Below are 15,708 nucleotides of genomic sequence, written 5' to 3'. Positions count from 1 at the left end.
CGCCTTTGCCAGAATTCAAACCCTCCGACTATAACAGCACCAATTCTAGCCGCAGTCGCCTCCTTATAATATTATGCCTCTATTTTTAAATTCCTTATCCGCGCCAAAATTCTCCTGAAGCTTTCCTAAAGTATATTTTATCGGGAAGTTTGATATTCTTTTTTTCTAAATAAGTACCTATCTCAATCTCATTTTTAGAAGCATTAATTATGTAGAAATAGTATAAAACTCCTTCGGGCAGCAGAGCAAATACCTACCTGTGGTGAATATTCAATACATCTCTGCATTGTCAATTTATCAACCTCCAAAAAAATTCTTGCATTTTAATTCTAATAATTTAAATTCGCCGTCGTTAACAACATCAATCCATATTCTACTTAACAACATCCTCGAAATAATATCCGAAATCCTATAGTAAAACAATAGTTATCCCGTACACATCAATTATAAAATAATATGCTAACAACAAAGAACATTGGAAAGCTTTCCATTATTGCCACTGTTATGGCTACACAATTTTCCTGTGAAAAAGCCAAGCCAATTAAGATGGACAAGTTACCTGCAGAGGACGTGGCTATCACCCCAAACTTAACATTATTAGCTGCTGCGCCTGTGTCGACAGATAGTTTAGTTGCTTACTGGCCACTGGACAGTTGTTTGCTGGCTAATGATGTCACCGGAAACGGGCATAATGGTACTTCTTTTAATACCTCCTTTACCATAGACAGGTTTGGTAATAGTAAAGGTGCCTATTATTTCAATGGCACAAGTAGCTATATATCTGTGGATGATAAAACAGATATAAAGTTGCTTAATACCAATTATACCCTCAGTGCCTGGGTAAAGTTGGATAACTACGAATCGTCCTGGGGATCTAGTATTATAGCCAAACGAAATGGGAATCCCAACGGCTATGGATGGTCAATCACAGGATTACTGACTAACCCAGGTGTCGTTTCACTGGGCCCTGGTGGTGGATCTTTCAATGCTTACGGTACAAAAGTAGTTACCACTGGTAGCTGGCACATGGTTTCTACTACCTATAACTATTCAACGCAGCAAATAAGTATTTATGTTGATGGAATACTTGATAATGTTACCAATGCCATACCATCTATTAGCACTACAACAAACAAATTATACATTGGCAGAGACGAAATTTCGCTGCCAACCGGATACTTCCTCAAAGGAGCATTAGATGATATCCGCATTTATAGGAGATCATTGACTGCTGCCGAAATTCTTGCCTTGTATAATCAAACTACTGCTCCAACTATCGGCTTAATCACTTATTGGCCATTAAATAGTTGCTCAGCAGCCAATGATTTAACAGGACTGGGACATAATGGTACTGCTTATAATGTCACCTACACAAAAGACCGATCAGGTGTTAATAACGGTGCATCCAATTTCAATGGAACAAGTAGCTACATTTCTGTAGAAGACAAGGTAGATATCCGATTGGCAGCAACGAGCTTCTCCATGAATGCCTGGGTAAAACTCGATAGCTATAACTCATCCTGGGGTTCTGAAATTTTAGTAAAACGAAACTCTTCTGCCGGCTTTACATGGTCAGTCACTGGATTGCTGGCCTCCCCCGTTGGTACCGGTTCATTTGGCCCTGGTGGCGGATCTGTCAATGCATTCGGTACAAAGGTAGTTACGCTAAATAGTTGGCACATGGTCAGCAATGTATATAATGTAAGTACCCAACAGCTCAGCATCTATATTGATGGTGTATTGGATAATGTTACTACAGGTATACTATCAACTAATGCTCCGGCGACCAAATTATACATTGGCAGTGATGATCCCATCCTTGGTACAAATGGCTATTACCTTAAAGGGGCGCTGGAAGATATCCGCATATATAACAGAACATTAAGTGCAACCGAAATTCAACAGTTATTTACTGCGGTCAATTAATAGCAAACACTTTTATATTTTGAAACGGTTGCAGATCAAATGATTTGCAGCCGTTTTTCATTTCTGCATAGTCAATCACAATTTACTTTATAGCTTTTCCATTTTAAGGATATTTATCTATTCTTGCACAATGGTTGATTTTAGGTTATATAGGACTGCACATTTTCCCTCGTTTATTTCCTGGGTAGCTGGCTATTTTTACTCCTAAAATATTAATGGCAACAAGCCTTGTAACCAACTCTTATTAGTATAAAATTGGGCAAGACTATTATTGAAAAGCTATTGGTGGTTTATCCCGATGCTATCATTAAGCATAAGAGCCTCACTACGTCACCTATCTCTCCATTTCGAACAATTTCACCCCGAAGAGTTTTATGTTTCTGTTTGGTCCCGACTGTCTGAACATGATGAAGCCCGCTCATTTATTTAGATGAAAGCGATTGCTGATTTAAAAGTGGCAAATATAGTAGTGATTAGAGGTCCCTGTATAACTAAACAACAATCTCTACCAATAAACAGACCCAACAACAAAGCCCGTGACCCTCGAGAGCCTGAAATTTTCCTGTGACACCTCAGACACTTTTTTCGAACTTTTTTATGAAAAATTTAAAAAGGCCCGCAAGTATGGCTGTTCAATAAACAGACTGCCTGGTGGCCTTTCTGTATATGATCATTTGTGAACCTGAAAAGTTGTATTGTATGCTTAGAATAGTGCATATAAATGGTAGTATTTGCTATTGCCAAAACAATGCGATTTCTGTGTTAACTACTGTAGTAATACTACCTGAGGGGAATCTGCGTATTCCCCTTTTTATTTCCTGGGCCTTAGTTGAAATTGTTGTTGATGTGATGGAATATATATTTAAATTTGAAGACGGGCGGAATCAGCCGAATAATTATTCAATTCAACCTTTTATTTATGGTTGTTAGTCCCCGGATATTTATAACCGTTAATATTATACGATGAAAACCTGATCTTTATTTCTTACCAGCGGCGAAAGCCACTACAAGCCAATTAAAACCCAATTTTCACCCTCAAAATGAATATTATGTCTCAGGAAGAAACCAAAATGCAGGAGGCGAATGAGCTTCTTAATGACCCTAATTGTACCATTAACATCGTCAATACCGGGCCCATCGCCTATTATCACGTTCCCAGCCCTGCCAACATTCAGGATGCGATGAATGGTATTTCCCAATTGGAATTTATGGATATCTGGCAATTACCTGGATTTAGGAAAACTGTTGGATCGGTAACCCTTATGGTATGGGCAGTTATAGAAGGCGGCGGCCGGACGTGGTGGATACAAATAAATGGGCTAAATGGAGGAGATAGTATAATCGCGGCCATCGATGTGCAGGGAAATCTTACCACTGCTTCTACCTCGGAAAGAATGGCCTATGTACAAAGCATGACAAGGCTCGCTTTAGCGAGGAGCCTGAAGGAGGCGCAAACAGTGGATGTAAACGGGCCTTGCAGGTAATGCCACCTGGAGAAACTGTATATTCTTCCAATAATGCCGGTGAGGTTTTGCCCACCGGTTTAAATAAAAAGACCGCTCTCTGTAGGCGGTCTTTTTATTTAATAGAAATAGCCGGGCACCAGCTCCTTTTACCGACAGCAACTCTGATACATCATTCCGCCCCTGGCAGCAATATCACCGATTCGGAAGGAGATTTGTATTAAAGAACAAACTGATTGGGATATCAGGCTATTTATAGAGCAAAACAAAGTGCAGCGGTATAAACATACCAATCTATTAAAATGGAGCTTTTCTTAGTATGCAATTAGTGGGATAGACTGAGAATTGGTGCAGAAGCATCCATTAAGGAGCTGTGTTGTTAATTTTTTAGGGAGCAGATATTTAAGGTTAACTGTTAGAGGTAACTGTTAGCGTTACCATTATGCTGCTACAAAAATTGAAAAGAAAAAAAACTGAAACCTGTGATAGTACAGGCTTCAGTCCTTGTGACCCCCCTGGGGCTCGAACCCAGGACCTACTGATTAAGAGTCAGTAGCTCTAACCAACTGAGCTAGGGAGTCTTTCCACCGTCTTTGTTAAAAAACGTGAGCGCAAATTTAACGGATCTTCTGAATATTTGTGTACTTTATTTAATTAAATTTGATAAGAAGGACGAAATGTGGATAAATACCCATTATGTTGAAAATCTAACCGTTAGCTCATTATAAATTTTTTTTCATGCAAGAAGCGTACATAGTAGCCGGATACCGCACTGCGGTGGGAAAATCCAAAAGAGGCGGATTTCGCTTTTACAGACCTGATGACCTGGCTGTAGACGTAATCACGGGATTGCTGAAATCCTTGCCACAGCTGGATCCTAAGCGGGTCGACGATCTCATTGTGGGAAACGCGGTACCGGAGGCAGAACAGGGGTTACAGATTGGCCGTATGATTTCAGTTAGAGCACTGGGCATTGATGTGCCGGGAATGACGGTGAACCGCTACTGTGCCTCCGGCCTGGAAACAATTGCGATTGCCACCGCGAAAATACAAACCGGTATGGCCGATTGTATCATTGCAGGTGGTACCGAAAGTATGAGCCTGGTGCCGGTAGCCGGCTGGAAAACAGTCCCCAATTACACCGTGGCCAGCACTAATCCCGATTATTATATTGGAATGGGACTCACCGCTGAAGCAGTGGCTAATGAATTTAAGGTAAGCCGCCAGGACCAGGATGAGTTCTCTTATAAATCACATCAGAAAGCGCTGAACGCTATTCAGAACGGCTATTTCAAGCCGGGCATACTCCCTGTTTCAGTAGAAGAAGTATATGTAGATGAAAAAGGAAAGAAGCAAAAGCGTTCCTACATCGTGGATACCGATGAAGGGCCGCGTGCCGATACTTCTCTGGAAGCGCTGGCAAAGCTGAAACCTGTTTTCGCCGCGGGAGGTTCTGTTACAGCAGGTAACTCCTCACAAACTTCCGACGGTGCTGCCTTCGTGGTGGTAATGAGCGAGCGGATGGTGAATGAGTTGGGATTGAAGCCTATCGGGCGTTTGGTGGGTTGTGTTTCTGCAGGAGTGCATCCGCGTATCATGGGAGTAGGACCTGTGGCCGCCATACCAAAGGTGTTGCAACGTGTGGGGAAATCGTTGCAGGATATCGACCTGGTTGAATTGAACGAGGCATTTGCTTCACAGTCTATTGCGGTTATCCGCGAACTGGGCATCAACCCGGATATTGTGAATATCAATGGCGGCGCTATTGCGTTAGGGCATCCACTGGGATGTACCGGTGCAAAATTAACAGTGCAGTTGTTGGGCGATTTAAAACGGCTGAATAAAAAATATGGTATTGTTACCGCCTGCGTTGGCGGGGGACAAGGCATTGCAGGTATCATAGAAAATATCAACTGATAAATACCGGTCAACTCACCTTTATATTAAAAAAGGAGCCATTGGCTCCTTTCTTTTTTTATTCTCCTGTTATTTCCAGTTCACTTAAATACCGGTATACCGGTTGTGGAATCTTACTGGCGTCTACAAATACAATGCGACGCGAATCGGCCGGCTGTCGCAGGTCAATGCCAAATTCGGACATCATTCTCTCATAAAAAAAAGAACGCTTTCCCTTTGCTCTTCCATTCTCATAGGTCACAAAGCAGGCGCACGATACACCTAACAAATTGCTCATTTCCTGCTGCGTTAGTTTTAGCGATTTACGGATTATTCTGATTACCCGCTTATTATATAATTGCATGGATTAGGATTAAAAATGTTACAAAAATGTGCCACTGTAACAATTATTAACTATATTTGTATCGTAATGTGTAAATCACTGATCTTAAAAGTGTTGAATTGATATGAGCGGCGAATTTTTGATAGATAGATTTTCATTTTGAACATAAAACACCCATTACCGGCGTACCGGTAAAAAAGATGTGGAGATGCAATCATTTAATAGCGGGTACTAACAGCTGTTAAAATAGTCAGATGAAGAGGAAGGAAGAAGAGGTGAAGGGAAAACTGATTGATGTAACAACCGGCCAATCGCCGGATTTCTAAAAAAATCCATCGTAAATTTTTTTGTTTGTAAGACAAAAACCAAAGGAGCTGTCTTTCTTTCCAGGAACGGGCAGCTCTCTTTTGGCTATTAAGGTATTAAACATACATTTTCAAATGTAGTAGATTTTGGCGCATCGGGCAAATAAAATATTTTGTAACAAATTGATATCAAAGTAATTAGATAGATATTAAAATGATAATTTAGATATCAATATGATATAAAAAATATCATTGTGAAACTTCTTATTAATATAATCTCACTTTCTTTTTAATTAGATTAAACTTTTTGTTAATTTGGCGCTATAATCGGCCCCTAAGCCATCAACCATATCGCCTTATGGATCGCAGACAATTCCTAACCTTATCACCTGACCGCCAGCAACAGCGGACTGCCACTACTGTCGCCCGTACCGCCACCGGCATTACTCCGTATACCGGCGCTTGGGATACTTTACAACGCATTCACCTGCTGAAACGCACCCTGTTCGGGGTTACACCCGCAAACGTCAATGCCTTCAGCAGCCTCAGTATGCAGCAGGCAGTAGATACATTGCTCACCGCGCAGCCAGATCCTGCTCCTCCCGTTAACAACTACGGTATCGATGACACCGGCGTTACGCCCGGTGCCACATGGGTAAAAGCTCCCCTCGGTGATGAAATGCTGGAAAGAAAAAGAATTGACTCCTATAAAGCATGGTGGACAGGCCAGATGATTAACCAACAGGCAAGCATACACGAAAAGATGGTGCTCTTCTGGCACAATCATTTCGTTACAGAAACTGGCATGGTTGGCGATAGCCGGTTTATCTACCAATATAACCTTACCCTGCGTAAACATGCCCTCGGTAATTTTAAAGATCTTACAAAGGCAATAACCCTGGATCCGGCCATGCTGGTGTATCTCAACGGATACCTCAACTCCAAGGGCGCCGCGGATGAAAATTATGCACGGGAACTGCACGAACTTTTTACCGTAGGAAAAGGCCCCGATTCCCATTATACAGAAGATGATGTAAGGGCCACCGCCCGCGTACTCACCGGCTTCCGGGTAGATAGAACCAACATCGTCAGCTTATTCGATACCACACAACACGATCTTACCAACAAAGAATTTTCAGGATTCTATCTCAATAAAGTTATCTCTGGTAAAACAGGCCAGGATGGCGCTAAAGAATTGGATGAACTCCTCACGATCATCTTCCTGCAACCGGAGGTCGCAAAATTTATCTGCCGTAAACTATACCGCTTCTTTGTGTATTATGATATTGATGCCGCCACGGAACAGAATGTAATTACACCACTGGCAGATATTTTCCGCAGCAGCGGCTATGATATTAAAGTCACGCTCAACGCACTGTTCACCAGCGAACATTTCTTTGATCCGCTGAACATGGCCTGCCTGATTAAAAGTCCCGCCGACTTCTGCATCGGTATCTGCCGCGAATATGGCATCACCTTCCCTTCGGATTATACCAATCAATATAAAGCATGGGCTGTGGTCCACGACAGGGCCGCTTCGATGCTGCAAAACTTCGGAGATCCCCCATTGGTAGCCGGATGGGACGCATACTACCAGGCCCCTTCGTTTCATGAACTGTGGATCAATACAGATACACTGCCCAAACGTAACCGCTTCAGCGATGGCCTCGTCAGCAGCAACGGTTATAACGGCGTCCGTATAGACACACTCGCTTTTGCCAGCCGCCTTCCTCACCCGGAAGACCCCGTAGCACTGGTCAACGATTCCCTGGATATACTTTATCGTGTAGGCGTTTCCGATAACCTTAAAGGATTTCTGAAAAATAAAATCCTCCTGAGCGACCAAAGCCCTGATAGCAACTACTACTGGACGCAGGCCTGGAACGCATGGAAAGCCTCGCCTTCGGATGCCACCCTGAAAGATAATGTGGAAAGCCGCCTCCAGGCCCTGTATAAATACATTATGGACCTGTCTGAATATCAATTATCCTGATAGCAGAAAAACCTTTTTATGAAAAGAAGAGACTTCCTGAAATATACAGCACCAGCTGCTATCCTGCCAACTTTAATCAATGGCTTTTCTATCAAAGCTTTCGGTTCATCCCCGATGCTGGACGCACTGAGCACCGCCTCGGCAGATAATGATCACGTACTGGTTATGATCCAGATGACCGGCGGTAATGATGGCCTCAACATGGTCATCCCACTGGATGTATACGGTAAATACCAGGCCGCACGTTCCAATATCGCTATCCAGGAAGGAAAAGTACTCCGCCTCGATAATTATATTAAATCAGGCCTGCATCCCGCTATGACAGGCATACAGAAATTGTATAACGACGGAAAAGTAAGTATCGTTCAAAGTGTCGGATACCCTTCTCCCAATTTCTCACACTTCCGCGCTACCGATATCTGGCTCACAGGGTCTAATTCCAACGAAGTGCTCACCACCGGCTGGGCAGGACGCTACCTGGATACACAATTTGAAGGTTTCCCGGATGGATATCCCAACGATAAGGCGCCCGATCCGCTGGCTGTACAGATAGGCTCTATCGTATCGCCCGCCTTCCAGGGCCCCAACGCCAGCATGGGCATCGCTATCACCAGCGCTACGGATTTCTATAACCTGATCGATGGTGTAACAGATCCTGTTCCCAATACCAAATGGGGAAAAGAACTGGAATATATTCGCCTCATCGCCAAACAAACCAATAGCTACGAAAAGGCCATCACCGCAGCCGCGAAAAAAGTGACCTCACAGGGCGCTTACCCGGCCAATAACAGCCTCGCGGAACAACTGAAAATCGTTGCCCGCCTGGTAGCCGGCGGACTGAAAACAAAGCTCTACATGGTAAGCACCGGCGGCTTTGACACGCATGCCAACCAAACAGAAGGTGGTGATACCACCAAAGGAGGTCACGCTAACCTGCTCGGTGGCGTTTCCGATGCCATCAAAGCCTTTATGGACGACCTGAAAGGATTGCACGCTTCCCGCAGGGTAGTGGGCATGACCTTCTCCGAATTCGGCCGCCGCATCAAATCGAACTACAGTATGGGTACGGATCACGGCGCTGCCGCCCCCATTATCATTTTCGGAGATTACGTGAACCAGGGTGTGCTCGGAAATTCACCCGCACTGCCGGACGCTTCTTCTGTAATTGATAACATCCCCATGCAGTACGACTTCCGCTCTATCTATGCGTCTATCCTGGAACAATGGTTCTGCGTGGATCAAACCGTGCTGAAAACTATTCTCCGGGAAGACTACCAACGCCTGCCCCTCATCAGCGGCGTGGCCTGTGGTACCATCACTGGCCTGCCCGACCTGAATACAGATGATAAGAAGCTGATAACCAACTCTCCCAATCCATTTTCAAATTATACCACTATTACCTATATCACCGGCAGCGGCAATACATTGGTCCAGATCTTTGATACCACCGGCCGCCTCATCAGCGTACCGGTCAATAAAGTACATACGCCCGGCACCTATACGTTCACCTTCGATGCGCATAGCCTGCCCAATGGTATTTACTACGCCCGCTTCCAGAACGGCCCGGTACAACAGGTAAGACCTATGCTGAAAGTAAACTGACCTTATAATTTCATTAATATTCGTGCAACGCTGTTGCAAATAGATGGATTTTGCTACCTTTGCCTCCGTGTACAAGAGCTATCTGCATAAAATATTAGCGATTATTCTCCTGGGTGTATTTTCTCTAAATACCATCCCAAGGGAATTTATACACGAATTTGCAGGTCACCACGATACAACAGATCCCCTCCATCAACACGATGGCCTCACGATATCTGAACATCACCGGCACTGTGATTTTCTGCAGATAGGGGTAGAACCTTATGAGTCATTTGTTACTTTATATATAGCACCGGTCCAAAAAGTAATCTGGGTATTTTCTCCGCTTACGTTACCGGAAACCACGCACGTCCCTTATTTTAATCTTACTCCCAGAGCGCCGCCCGCACAGCTGGCATAACTTCTCTTTTGCAACGTGAACCATCGGTACATGTTGTTTATTCTTTATTACTGATTCTATATTTTTCAGATATGCATTATTTGCGTGTATTTATACTCGGCCTTTGGAGTGTAATGTTACTGGCGTTACCTGCTGCCTATGCCGGCACTAACCCCGAAGAAGGGGAATACTCAAATTCATTAACCGGTAAAGTGGTGGATAAATTAACCCATACACCGTTACCCGGCGCTACTGTTTACCTGCCGGATCTCCGCGTTGGCGCTGCCGCTGATGCACAGGGAAACTATATCATCAAAAATCTTCCAAAAGGAAAGTATGTAGTAGATGTACACTACATCGGTTACGCCGCATTCAGTGCTCCCGTAGCTATTTCCGGCGCTACTACCCGGGATTTTGAACTCGGGGAAACACTGATAGAAAAAAATGAAATCGTAATCACCGGCGCCAACCTGGCAACATCTGCAAGGAAAACACCAACGCCCATCAACGTAATCCGCCGCGACTATCTCGACGATAATATTTCTACCAACATTATAGACGCTATTGCCAAAGTGCCCGGTGTTACACAACTTTCTACCGGCCCGGCCATCTCCAAACCCTTTATCCGTGGCCTTGGCTACAACCGCGTAGTGGTGGTAGGCGACGGCGTACGCCAGGAAGGCCAGCAATGGGGCGATGAACATGGAATTGAAATCGACGATTACAATGTAAGCAGGATTGAAGTGCTGAAAGGCCCTGCCTCCCTCATCTACGGCTCAGATGCACTGGCCGGTGTGGTGAACATTGTGCCGCCTGCACCGCTGCCCCTGGGAAAAATTAAAGGCAACGTGGAAGCCAACTATCAGACCAACAACGGACTGATGGCCTATCATGCCGACATTGCCGGTAATAACAACGGCTTTAGCTGGGGCGCTTTCGTAACACAAAAACAAGCGCACGACTACAAGAATAAATACGACGATTACGTATTTAATTCCCGCTTTAATAACACCAACTTCGGCGCTAATATCGGGATCAATAAACAATGGGGCTACTCTCACCTGAGCTTCACGTCCTTTAACCAGCACCTCGGGCTGGTGGAAGGTGACCGCGACAGCAACGGCGATTTCCTGAAACTCATCAACAACAACGGCACAGAAGAAGAAGTACCCGCCACCAGCAGCGATAATAAATCGTACAGCATGACGGTACCCAAGCAACAGATCAACCACCAGAAAATAGTATGGGACAACAACCTCTATCTGCATAATGGTGGTCGTATTGGTCTTACTCTGGGTTATCAGCTGAACCAGCGCCGCGAATTCGGTAACGTGCTGGAACCTTCCACACCGGAATTGTACCTGCATCTGCAAACTTTCAACTACGCGCTGAAATATTATCTGCCTGAAATGAGCGGCTGGCAAACAACTGTAGGGGTGAATGGCATGCAACAAACAAATCAGAACAAGGGAGAAGAATTCCTGATCCCTGCATACGATCTGTTCGACTTTGGCGCTTTCGCGGTAACAAGCAAAACTTTTAATAAACTCACACTGAGCGGCGGACTGCGTTTTGATAACCGTTCCATGAACGCCAAATCACTGTTCCTGGATGCAGATGGCAAACCATCCAATACAGGGGATTCAAAATTTGATGCATTCAAACGCAACTTCAATAACGTATCCGGTAGCATAGGCCTCAGCTATGAAGCCAGCGAACAGGTAGTGCTGAAACTCAATGCAGCAAGAGGTTTCCGTGCGCCTAATGTGGCAGAACTGTCTGCTAACGGCGTGCATGAAGGAACCATCAAATACGAATATGGTAACCAGGACCTGAAACCGGAAGTAAGCACACAGGTAGATGCAGGAGTGGATTTCAATACTCAGCACGTTTCCCTGTCGGCCAGCCTGTTTTACAATCATATCAATAACTTCATATTCTCCCGCAAACTGTTTAATGCAGCCGGTACAGACTCTATTCCGGCAACGGATAATGACGAAGGATATGCGGCATTTAAATACCAGCAAACAGATGCCAACCTGTATGGCGGAGAGCTGATGGTGGATATTCACCCGCATCCGATCGACTGGCTTCATTTTGAGAATACTTTCTCGTACGTAAGGGCTACTACTGCTAACAGCAGCGACTCTACGAAATACCTGCCTAATATTCCGGCGGCACACTGGCTGTCTGAATTAAAAGGAAGATTTAAAAAAGTGGGAAAAAGTCCGTTGCATAATGCTTATATCGGTGTGCAGATGGACCTGAACTTTGCGCAGAACGATGTGTTTTCAGCTTACGAAACAGAAACGCCTACTTCCGGTTATACTTTGTTTAACGCAGGGTTAGGCAGTGATTTTGTAAATAAGAAGAATAAAACTTTGTTCTCCCTGCATTTCGCTGTCAATAACTTAACAGATGTGGCTTACCAGAATCACCTGAGCAGGTTGAAGTATGCACCCATCAATGAAGTAACGGGCAGATCAGGCGTATATAACGTTGGCCGGAATTTCAGTGTGAAGCTTGCAATTCCGATTGATTTCAAATAGTGTTAAGGTTTCTTTTAAAGAGCTCCTGCGTCAGCAGGGGCTTTTTTTATGGTGTCAGGCGCCGGTCCTGCCGGAGCGTTTCTCATTTTAGTATAGGTAGCCCTGTTATTTTTTATTTTGAAGAAGATCTTCCGGTTGGCCGCGGGTTCGGTATTAAATCCAACCGCAGTATCCGTTCCCGTTATCATCAGTTGAGGCACCGGTATGGTTGCAGCAGCGGAATCAATCGCCCGCATGTAGTTGATCAGCCGTTTGCCTTCCCGCGTAATATGGATGGTTTGCATGCCCGATCCCGAATTGGCGATGGAAGCCGTAATGCCTGCCGCCTCAAACACAGCGCTGTCGCTGTTTATATTTCCACTTATAAGGCTAAAAGGGACTGGTATTGTTTGGGCTCCGGTAACATCGGCCGGAGTTGCTTCCTGCGGGGTTTTGGTAGCCGGCTGTTTGCAGCCAAGTAGTAAAACAGGGAGCAGTAATAAGGTTCTTTGCACGATAAGTAACTGTTTGAAAGATAAAGCTATTGAATTTTTACGGAACTCATCATGACTCCTGTTAATATATAAAGGTTACTTATACATTATTTTTAATAATAACGTTATGATCTTTTCTAATTTATATTAATTTGCCGTATCGGACGTAAACCCGGTCCTGACGGGCTTGATAAGTAAAATCGTTTTTTCAGTATAAATACACGGTGGTTTTACCATTGATGTAAATATTTAATTGAAATATTGATAGATTTTGTAGTTTAGAGGATCGTTAATTATGTAAGTGTCAGATTGAATGTCCTGCCAGGAGGAACAGTCCCCTCAGTTTTCAAAAATTGGTTTTTGTTATTAAGACTTTTCTGACCACCATTGGTTCAGATTTTGGTTGAAAAAGAAAGGGGCTGTTTTTACAGCCCCATATTTTTTTCAGTTATTTTTTTTAATGTTGATGTGTCGGCTTTTCCAGTTTCTCTGTATCGTCGTCATAATACACAAAGAAATAAAGATAAATAGCCCTGGATAGCCGCATCAGCCATGGTTGTATAAGTACCAACAGGACCCCATTCACGGCAAGCCAGATAAAAATGCTGTTATCTCTCCAGGTTAATCCAAAAAATAACCAGAACCAGATCAGGTTAAACACACTGAATGCCACCGATAAAGCATAACTAACATAGCCCGTTCCAAACCAGAAGCCAGTTTCCAACTCATATTTTTGTCCGCATACAGGGCAGTGATCATACATATTAAAGATCTTCGAAAACTTCACGTGAAACGGATTCTGATCTCTGAACATATCTCCTTTCCTGCATCTCGGGCATTTCATAGTCAGCATGCTGACAAAATAGTTAGGGCGCCTGGGCTGTTGTGTACTCATGCTGCAAAATTAATCAATTACTTTCAGCAACTGAAAGTGGAGCTTACACCGCTTCTGTTTTGCGCTCGCCGATCTGTTGTCTCCACATCGCATAGTAAAGTCCTTTTTCAGCTACCAGGTCGGCATGCTTACCCATTTCCACGATCTGTCCTTTTTCCAGCACGTAAATACGGTCGGCATGCATAATAGTGCTTAAACGGTGCGCAATCATCACGGTAATATGCTGTTTGCTGGCCGTTACTTCACGTACGGTTTTAGTAATTTCTTCCTCTGTAATAGAGTCCAGCGCGGAGGTTGCCTCGTCAAATACAAGTAAACGCGGTCTGCGCAACAACGCCCTGGCTATGGATAAACGTTGTTTTTCCCCACCGGAAATTTTAATACCGCCCTCGCCGATTACCGTTTCAAGGCCCTTGTCGGCCCTGGCCAGTAAAGAATAACACGAAGCTTTATCCAGTGCTTCCATTACGTCGGCATCAGTGGCGCCCGGATTTACAAACAGCAGGTTTTCACGGATGGTACCTGAAAACAGCTGGGTATCCTGTGTCACAAAACCTACCTGGTGACGCAGGTCTTCCATATCTACTTCATTGGCATCAATGCCATTGTAGTAGATATGCCCTTCATTTGGTTTGTATAATCCTACCAGCAGCTTTACCAGCGTGGTTTTACCGGACCCCGATGGTCCTACAAACGCAATGGTTTCCCCTACATTTACGGAGAAGTTCACCTTATCAAGTGCTTTGGTGGCTGCAGTCAGGTGCTTGAATCCTACCTGTTTGAATTGCAGTTCATCAATATGCGTAACCCTGATAGGATTGGCGGGCATTTCCTCTACCGGCGTATTCAGGATGCTCTGGAAATTCAGCAGTGATACCTGCGCTTCGCGGTAATTCAGGATAATGTTACCAAGTTCCTGTAATGGTCCGAAAATGAAGAAGGAATACAGCTGTAAGGTCATCAGCTGCCCAATGCTCACTACATCGCGGTAAATGTAGAACAGCAGCAGGAACAGGATGGCAGAGCGCATCAGGTTCACAAAAGTACCCTGTACAAAACTGATACTGCGGATGCTCCGCACTTTTTTCAGTTCCAGCAACAGGATCTTCATGGTAGTGGAGTTTAAACGCCTGATTTCCTGGTTGGAGAGGCCCAAACTCTTTACCAGTTCAATGTTCCGGAGCGATTCTGTCGTTGATCCTGCCAGCGCGGTGGTTTCTTTTACGATCGTCTTCTGTATCACCTTAATTTTCCTGCTCAGTAAACTCATCAGGATAGTCAGTAAAATACAGCCGGTCAGATACACGAAGGGAAGGCTCCAGTGTACGGTGGTGGCGTATACCATCACAAACAATACACCTATCAGCGATACAAAAAGCACATTCACAAAGGCGGTGATGAATTTTTCACAGTCTACCCGCACTTTCTGGAGAATAGCCAGCGTTTCACCGCTGCGCTGGTCTTCAAACTGCTGGTATGGCAGCCGGAGTGAGTGTTTCAAGCCATCCGTATATACCTGGGCGCCGAATTTCTGAACAATTACGTTCACAAAATAGTCCTGGAAAGCCTTAGCGATCCTGGATACCATTGCAACGCCTATCGCAGCGCCAACCAGCAGCAGTACCCCTGTGAGGTACTCGTTCTCCGGCCGGAACATAGTGCCACCCTTAAAAGTTTTTGGATGAGAAGCGAACCTGTCAATGATCCATCCGAAGATCATAGGGTCCATCAGTGAGAAAAGCTGGTTAATACTGGCCAGAGCCATTGCTAATACGACCAACCATTTATATCTCTTCAAATAATGCAGTAATAGTTTCATATGTCCGTTTTCCTGAGGTGCAAAGTTACTGTATGTTGTCACATATTCCGGGGAAAAGTACTGGC

At 44.4% G+C, this 15,708-nt stretch carries 11 protein-coding genes and 1 tRNA gene; 7 read left to right on the top strand and 5 right to left on the bottom strand.

Annotated elements, in window-relative coordinates:
* Window positions 1-456: 456 nt before the first annotated feature.
* Both QFZ48_RS07255 and QFZ48_RS07250 read left to right on the top strand, forming a co-directional pair.
* Complete coding sequence (locus QFZ48_RS07255) at window positions 457-1,926, top strand: LamG domain-containing protein (RefSeq protein ID WP_429061753.1); 1,470 nt, start codon at window positions 457-459, stop codon at window positions 1,924-1,926.
* A 1,049-nt stretch (window positions 1,927-2,975) separates the two neighbouring features.
* A complete protein-coding gene (locus QFZ48_RS07250) occupies window positions 2,976-3,410 on the top strand; it encodes a hypothetical protein (RefSeq protein ID WP_429061752.1) in 435 nt (144 codons plus the stop codon).
* A 486-nt stretch (window positions 3,411-3,896) separates the two neighbouring features.
* On the opposite strand, the gene QFZ48_RS07245 is transcribed toward QFZ48_RS07250, so the two are convergent.
* Window positions 3,897-3,970, bottom strand: a tRNA-Lys gene (locus QFZ48_RS07245).
* Between the two features lie 157 nt (window positions 3,971-4,127).
* On the opposite strand from QFZ48_RS07245, the gene QFZ48_RS07240 reads away from it, so the two are divergent.
* A complete protein-coding gene (locus QFZ48_RS07240) occupies window positions 4,128-5,306 on the top strand; it encodes a thiolase family protein (protein ID WP_429044583.1) in 1,179 nt (392 codons plus the stop codon).
* A gap of 58 nt (window positions 5,307-5,364) precedes the next feature.
* Here QFZ48_RS07240 and QFZ48_RS07235 read toward each other — a convergent pair whose 3' ends face one another.
* Complete coding sequence (locus QFZ48_RS07235; protein WP_429061750.1) at window positions 5,365-5,583, bottom strand: hypothetical protein; 219 nt, start codon at window positions 5,581-5,583, stop codon at window positions 5,365-5,367.
* A 708-nt stretch (window positions 5,584-6,291) separates the two neighbouring features.
* On the opposite strand from QFZ48_RS07235, the gene QFZ48_RS07230 reads away from it, so the two are divergent.
* From QFZ48_RS07230 to QFZ48_RS07215, 4 genes are all read left to right on the top strand, one after another.
* Entirely contained in the window at window positions 6,292-7,926 is a 1,635-nt protein-coding gene (locus QFZ48_RS07230; RefSeq protein ID WP_429044588.1) for a DUF1800 domain-containing protein, read from the top strand.
* An 18-nt stretch (window positions 7,927-7,944) separates the two neighbouring features.
* Window positions 7,945-9,528 carry a DUF1501 domain-containing protein gene (locus tag QFZ48_RS07225; RefSeq protein WP_429044591.1) on the top strand — a complete coding sequence of 528 codons (1,584 nt, stop codon included), beginning with the start codon at window positions 7,945-7,947 and terminating at the stop codon, window positions 9,526-9,528.
* 43 nt (window positions 9,529-9,571) lie between these two features.
* Complete coding sequence (locus QFZ48_RS07220) at window positions 9,572-9,928, top strand: hypothetical protein (RefSeq protein ID WP_429044594.1); 357 nt, start codon at window positions 9,572-9,574, stop codon at window positions 9,926-9,928.
* A gap of 71 nt (window positions 9,929-9,999) precedes the next feature.
* Complete coding sequence (locus QFZ48_RS07215; RefSeq protein ID WP_429061748.1) at window positions 10,000-12,456, top strand: TonB-dependent receptor; 2,457 nt, start codon at window positions 10,000-10,002, stop codon at window positions 12,454-12,456.
* 14 nt (window positions 12,457-12,470) lie between these two features.
* On the opposite strand, the gene QFZ48_RS07210 is transcribed toward QFZ48_RS07215, so the two are convergent.
* From QFZ48_RS07210 to QFZ48_RS07200, 3 genes are all read right to left on the bottom strand, one after another.
* The gene (locus QFZ48_RS07210) at window positions 12,471-12,950 is read right to left on the bottom strand and encodes a hypothetical protein (protein WP_429061747.1); all 480 of its coding nucleotides are present in this window, start codon (window positions 12,948-12,950) and stop codon (window positions 12,471-12,473) included.
* A gap of 436 nt (window positions 12,951-13,386) precedes the next feature.
* Window positions 13,387-13,824 (bottom strand): DUF983 domain-containing protein, encoded by a 438-nt coding sequence (locus tag QFZ48_RS07205; RefSeq protein WP_429061745.1) that lies wholly within the window; start codon window positions 13,822-13,824, stop codon window positions 13,387-13,389.
* 43 nt (window positions 13,825-13,867) lie between these two features.
* Window positions 13,868-15,643: an ABC transporter ATP-binding protein gene (locus QFZ48_RS07200; protein ID WP_429061743.1), complete on the bottom strand. Its 1,776-nt coding sequence runs from the start codon at window positions 15,641-15,643 to the stop codon at window positions 13,868-13,870.
* Between the last annotated feature and the right edge of the window lie 65 nt (window positions 15,644-15,708).

The organism is Chitinophaga sp. W2I13 (assembly GCF_050434005.1).
Taxonomy (GTDB): domain Bacteria; phylum Bacteroidota; class Bacteroidia; order Chitinophagales; family Chitinophagaceae; genus Chitinophaga.
The sequence above is the reverse complement of the archived record's forward strand: the minus strand, read 5'-3'. Positions and strand labels throughout refer to the sequence as shown.

Bases quoted from the DNA above. Each gene is read 5' to 3' on its own strand.
- QFZ48_RS07255 (WP_429061753.1), top strand. From the start codon at position 457: ATGCTAACAACAAAGAACATTGGAAAGCTTTCCATTATTGCCACTGTT.
- QFZ48_RS07250 (WP_429061752.1), top strand. From the start codon at position 2,976: ATGTCTCAGGAAGAAACCAAAATGCAGGAGGCGAATGAGCTTCTTAAT.
- QFZ48_RS07240 (WP_429044583.1), top strand. From the start codon at position 4,128: ATGCAAGAAGCGTACATAGTAGCCGGATACCGCACTGCGGTGGGAAAA.
- QFZ48_RS07235 (WP_429061750.1), bottom strand. From the start codon at position 5,583: ATGAGCAATTTGTTAGGTGTATCGTGCGCCTGCTTTGTGACCTATGAG.
- QFZ48_RS07230 (WP_429044588.1), top strand. From the start codon at position 6,292: ATGGATCGCAGACAATTCCTAACCTTATCACCTGACCGCCAGCAACAG.
- QFZ48_RS07225 (WP_429044591.1), top strand. From the start codon at position 7,945: ATGAAAAGAAGAGACTTCCTGAAATATACAGCACCAGCTGCTATCCTG.
- QFZ48_RS07220 (WP_429044594.1), top strand. From the start codon at position 9,572: ATGGATTTTGCTACCTTTGCCTCCGTGTACAAGAGCTATCTGCATAAA.
- QFZ48_RS07215 (WP_429061748.1), top strand. From the start codon at position 10,000: ATGCATTATTTGCGTGTATTTATACTCGGCCTTTGGAGTGTAATGTTA.
- QFZ48_RS07205 (WP_429061745.1), bottom strand. From the start codon at position 13,824: ATGAGTACACAACAGCCCAGGCGCCCTAACTATTTTGTCAGCATGCTG.
- QFZ48_RS07200 (WP_429061743.1), bottom strand. From the start codon at position 15,643: ATGAAACTATTACTGCATTATTTGAAGAGATATAAATGGTTGGTCGTA.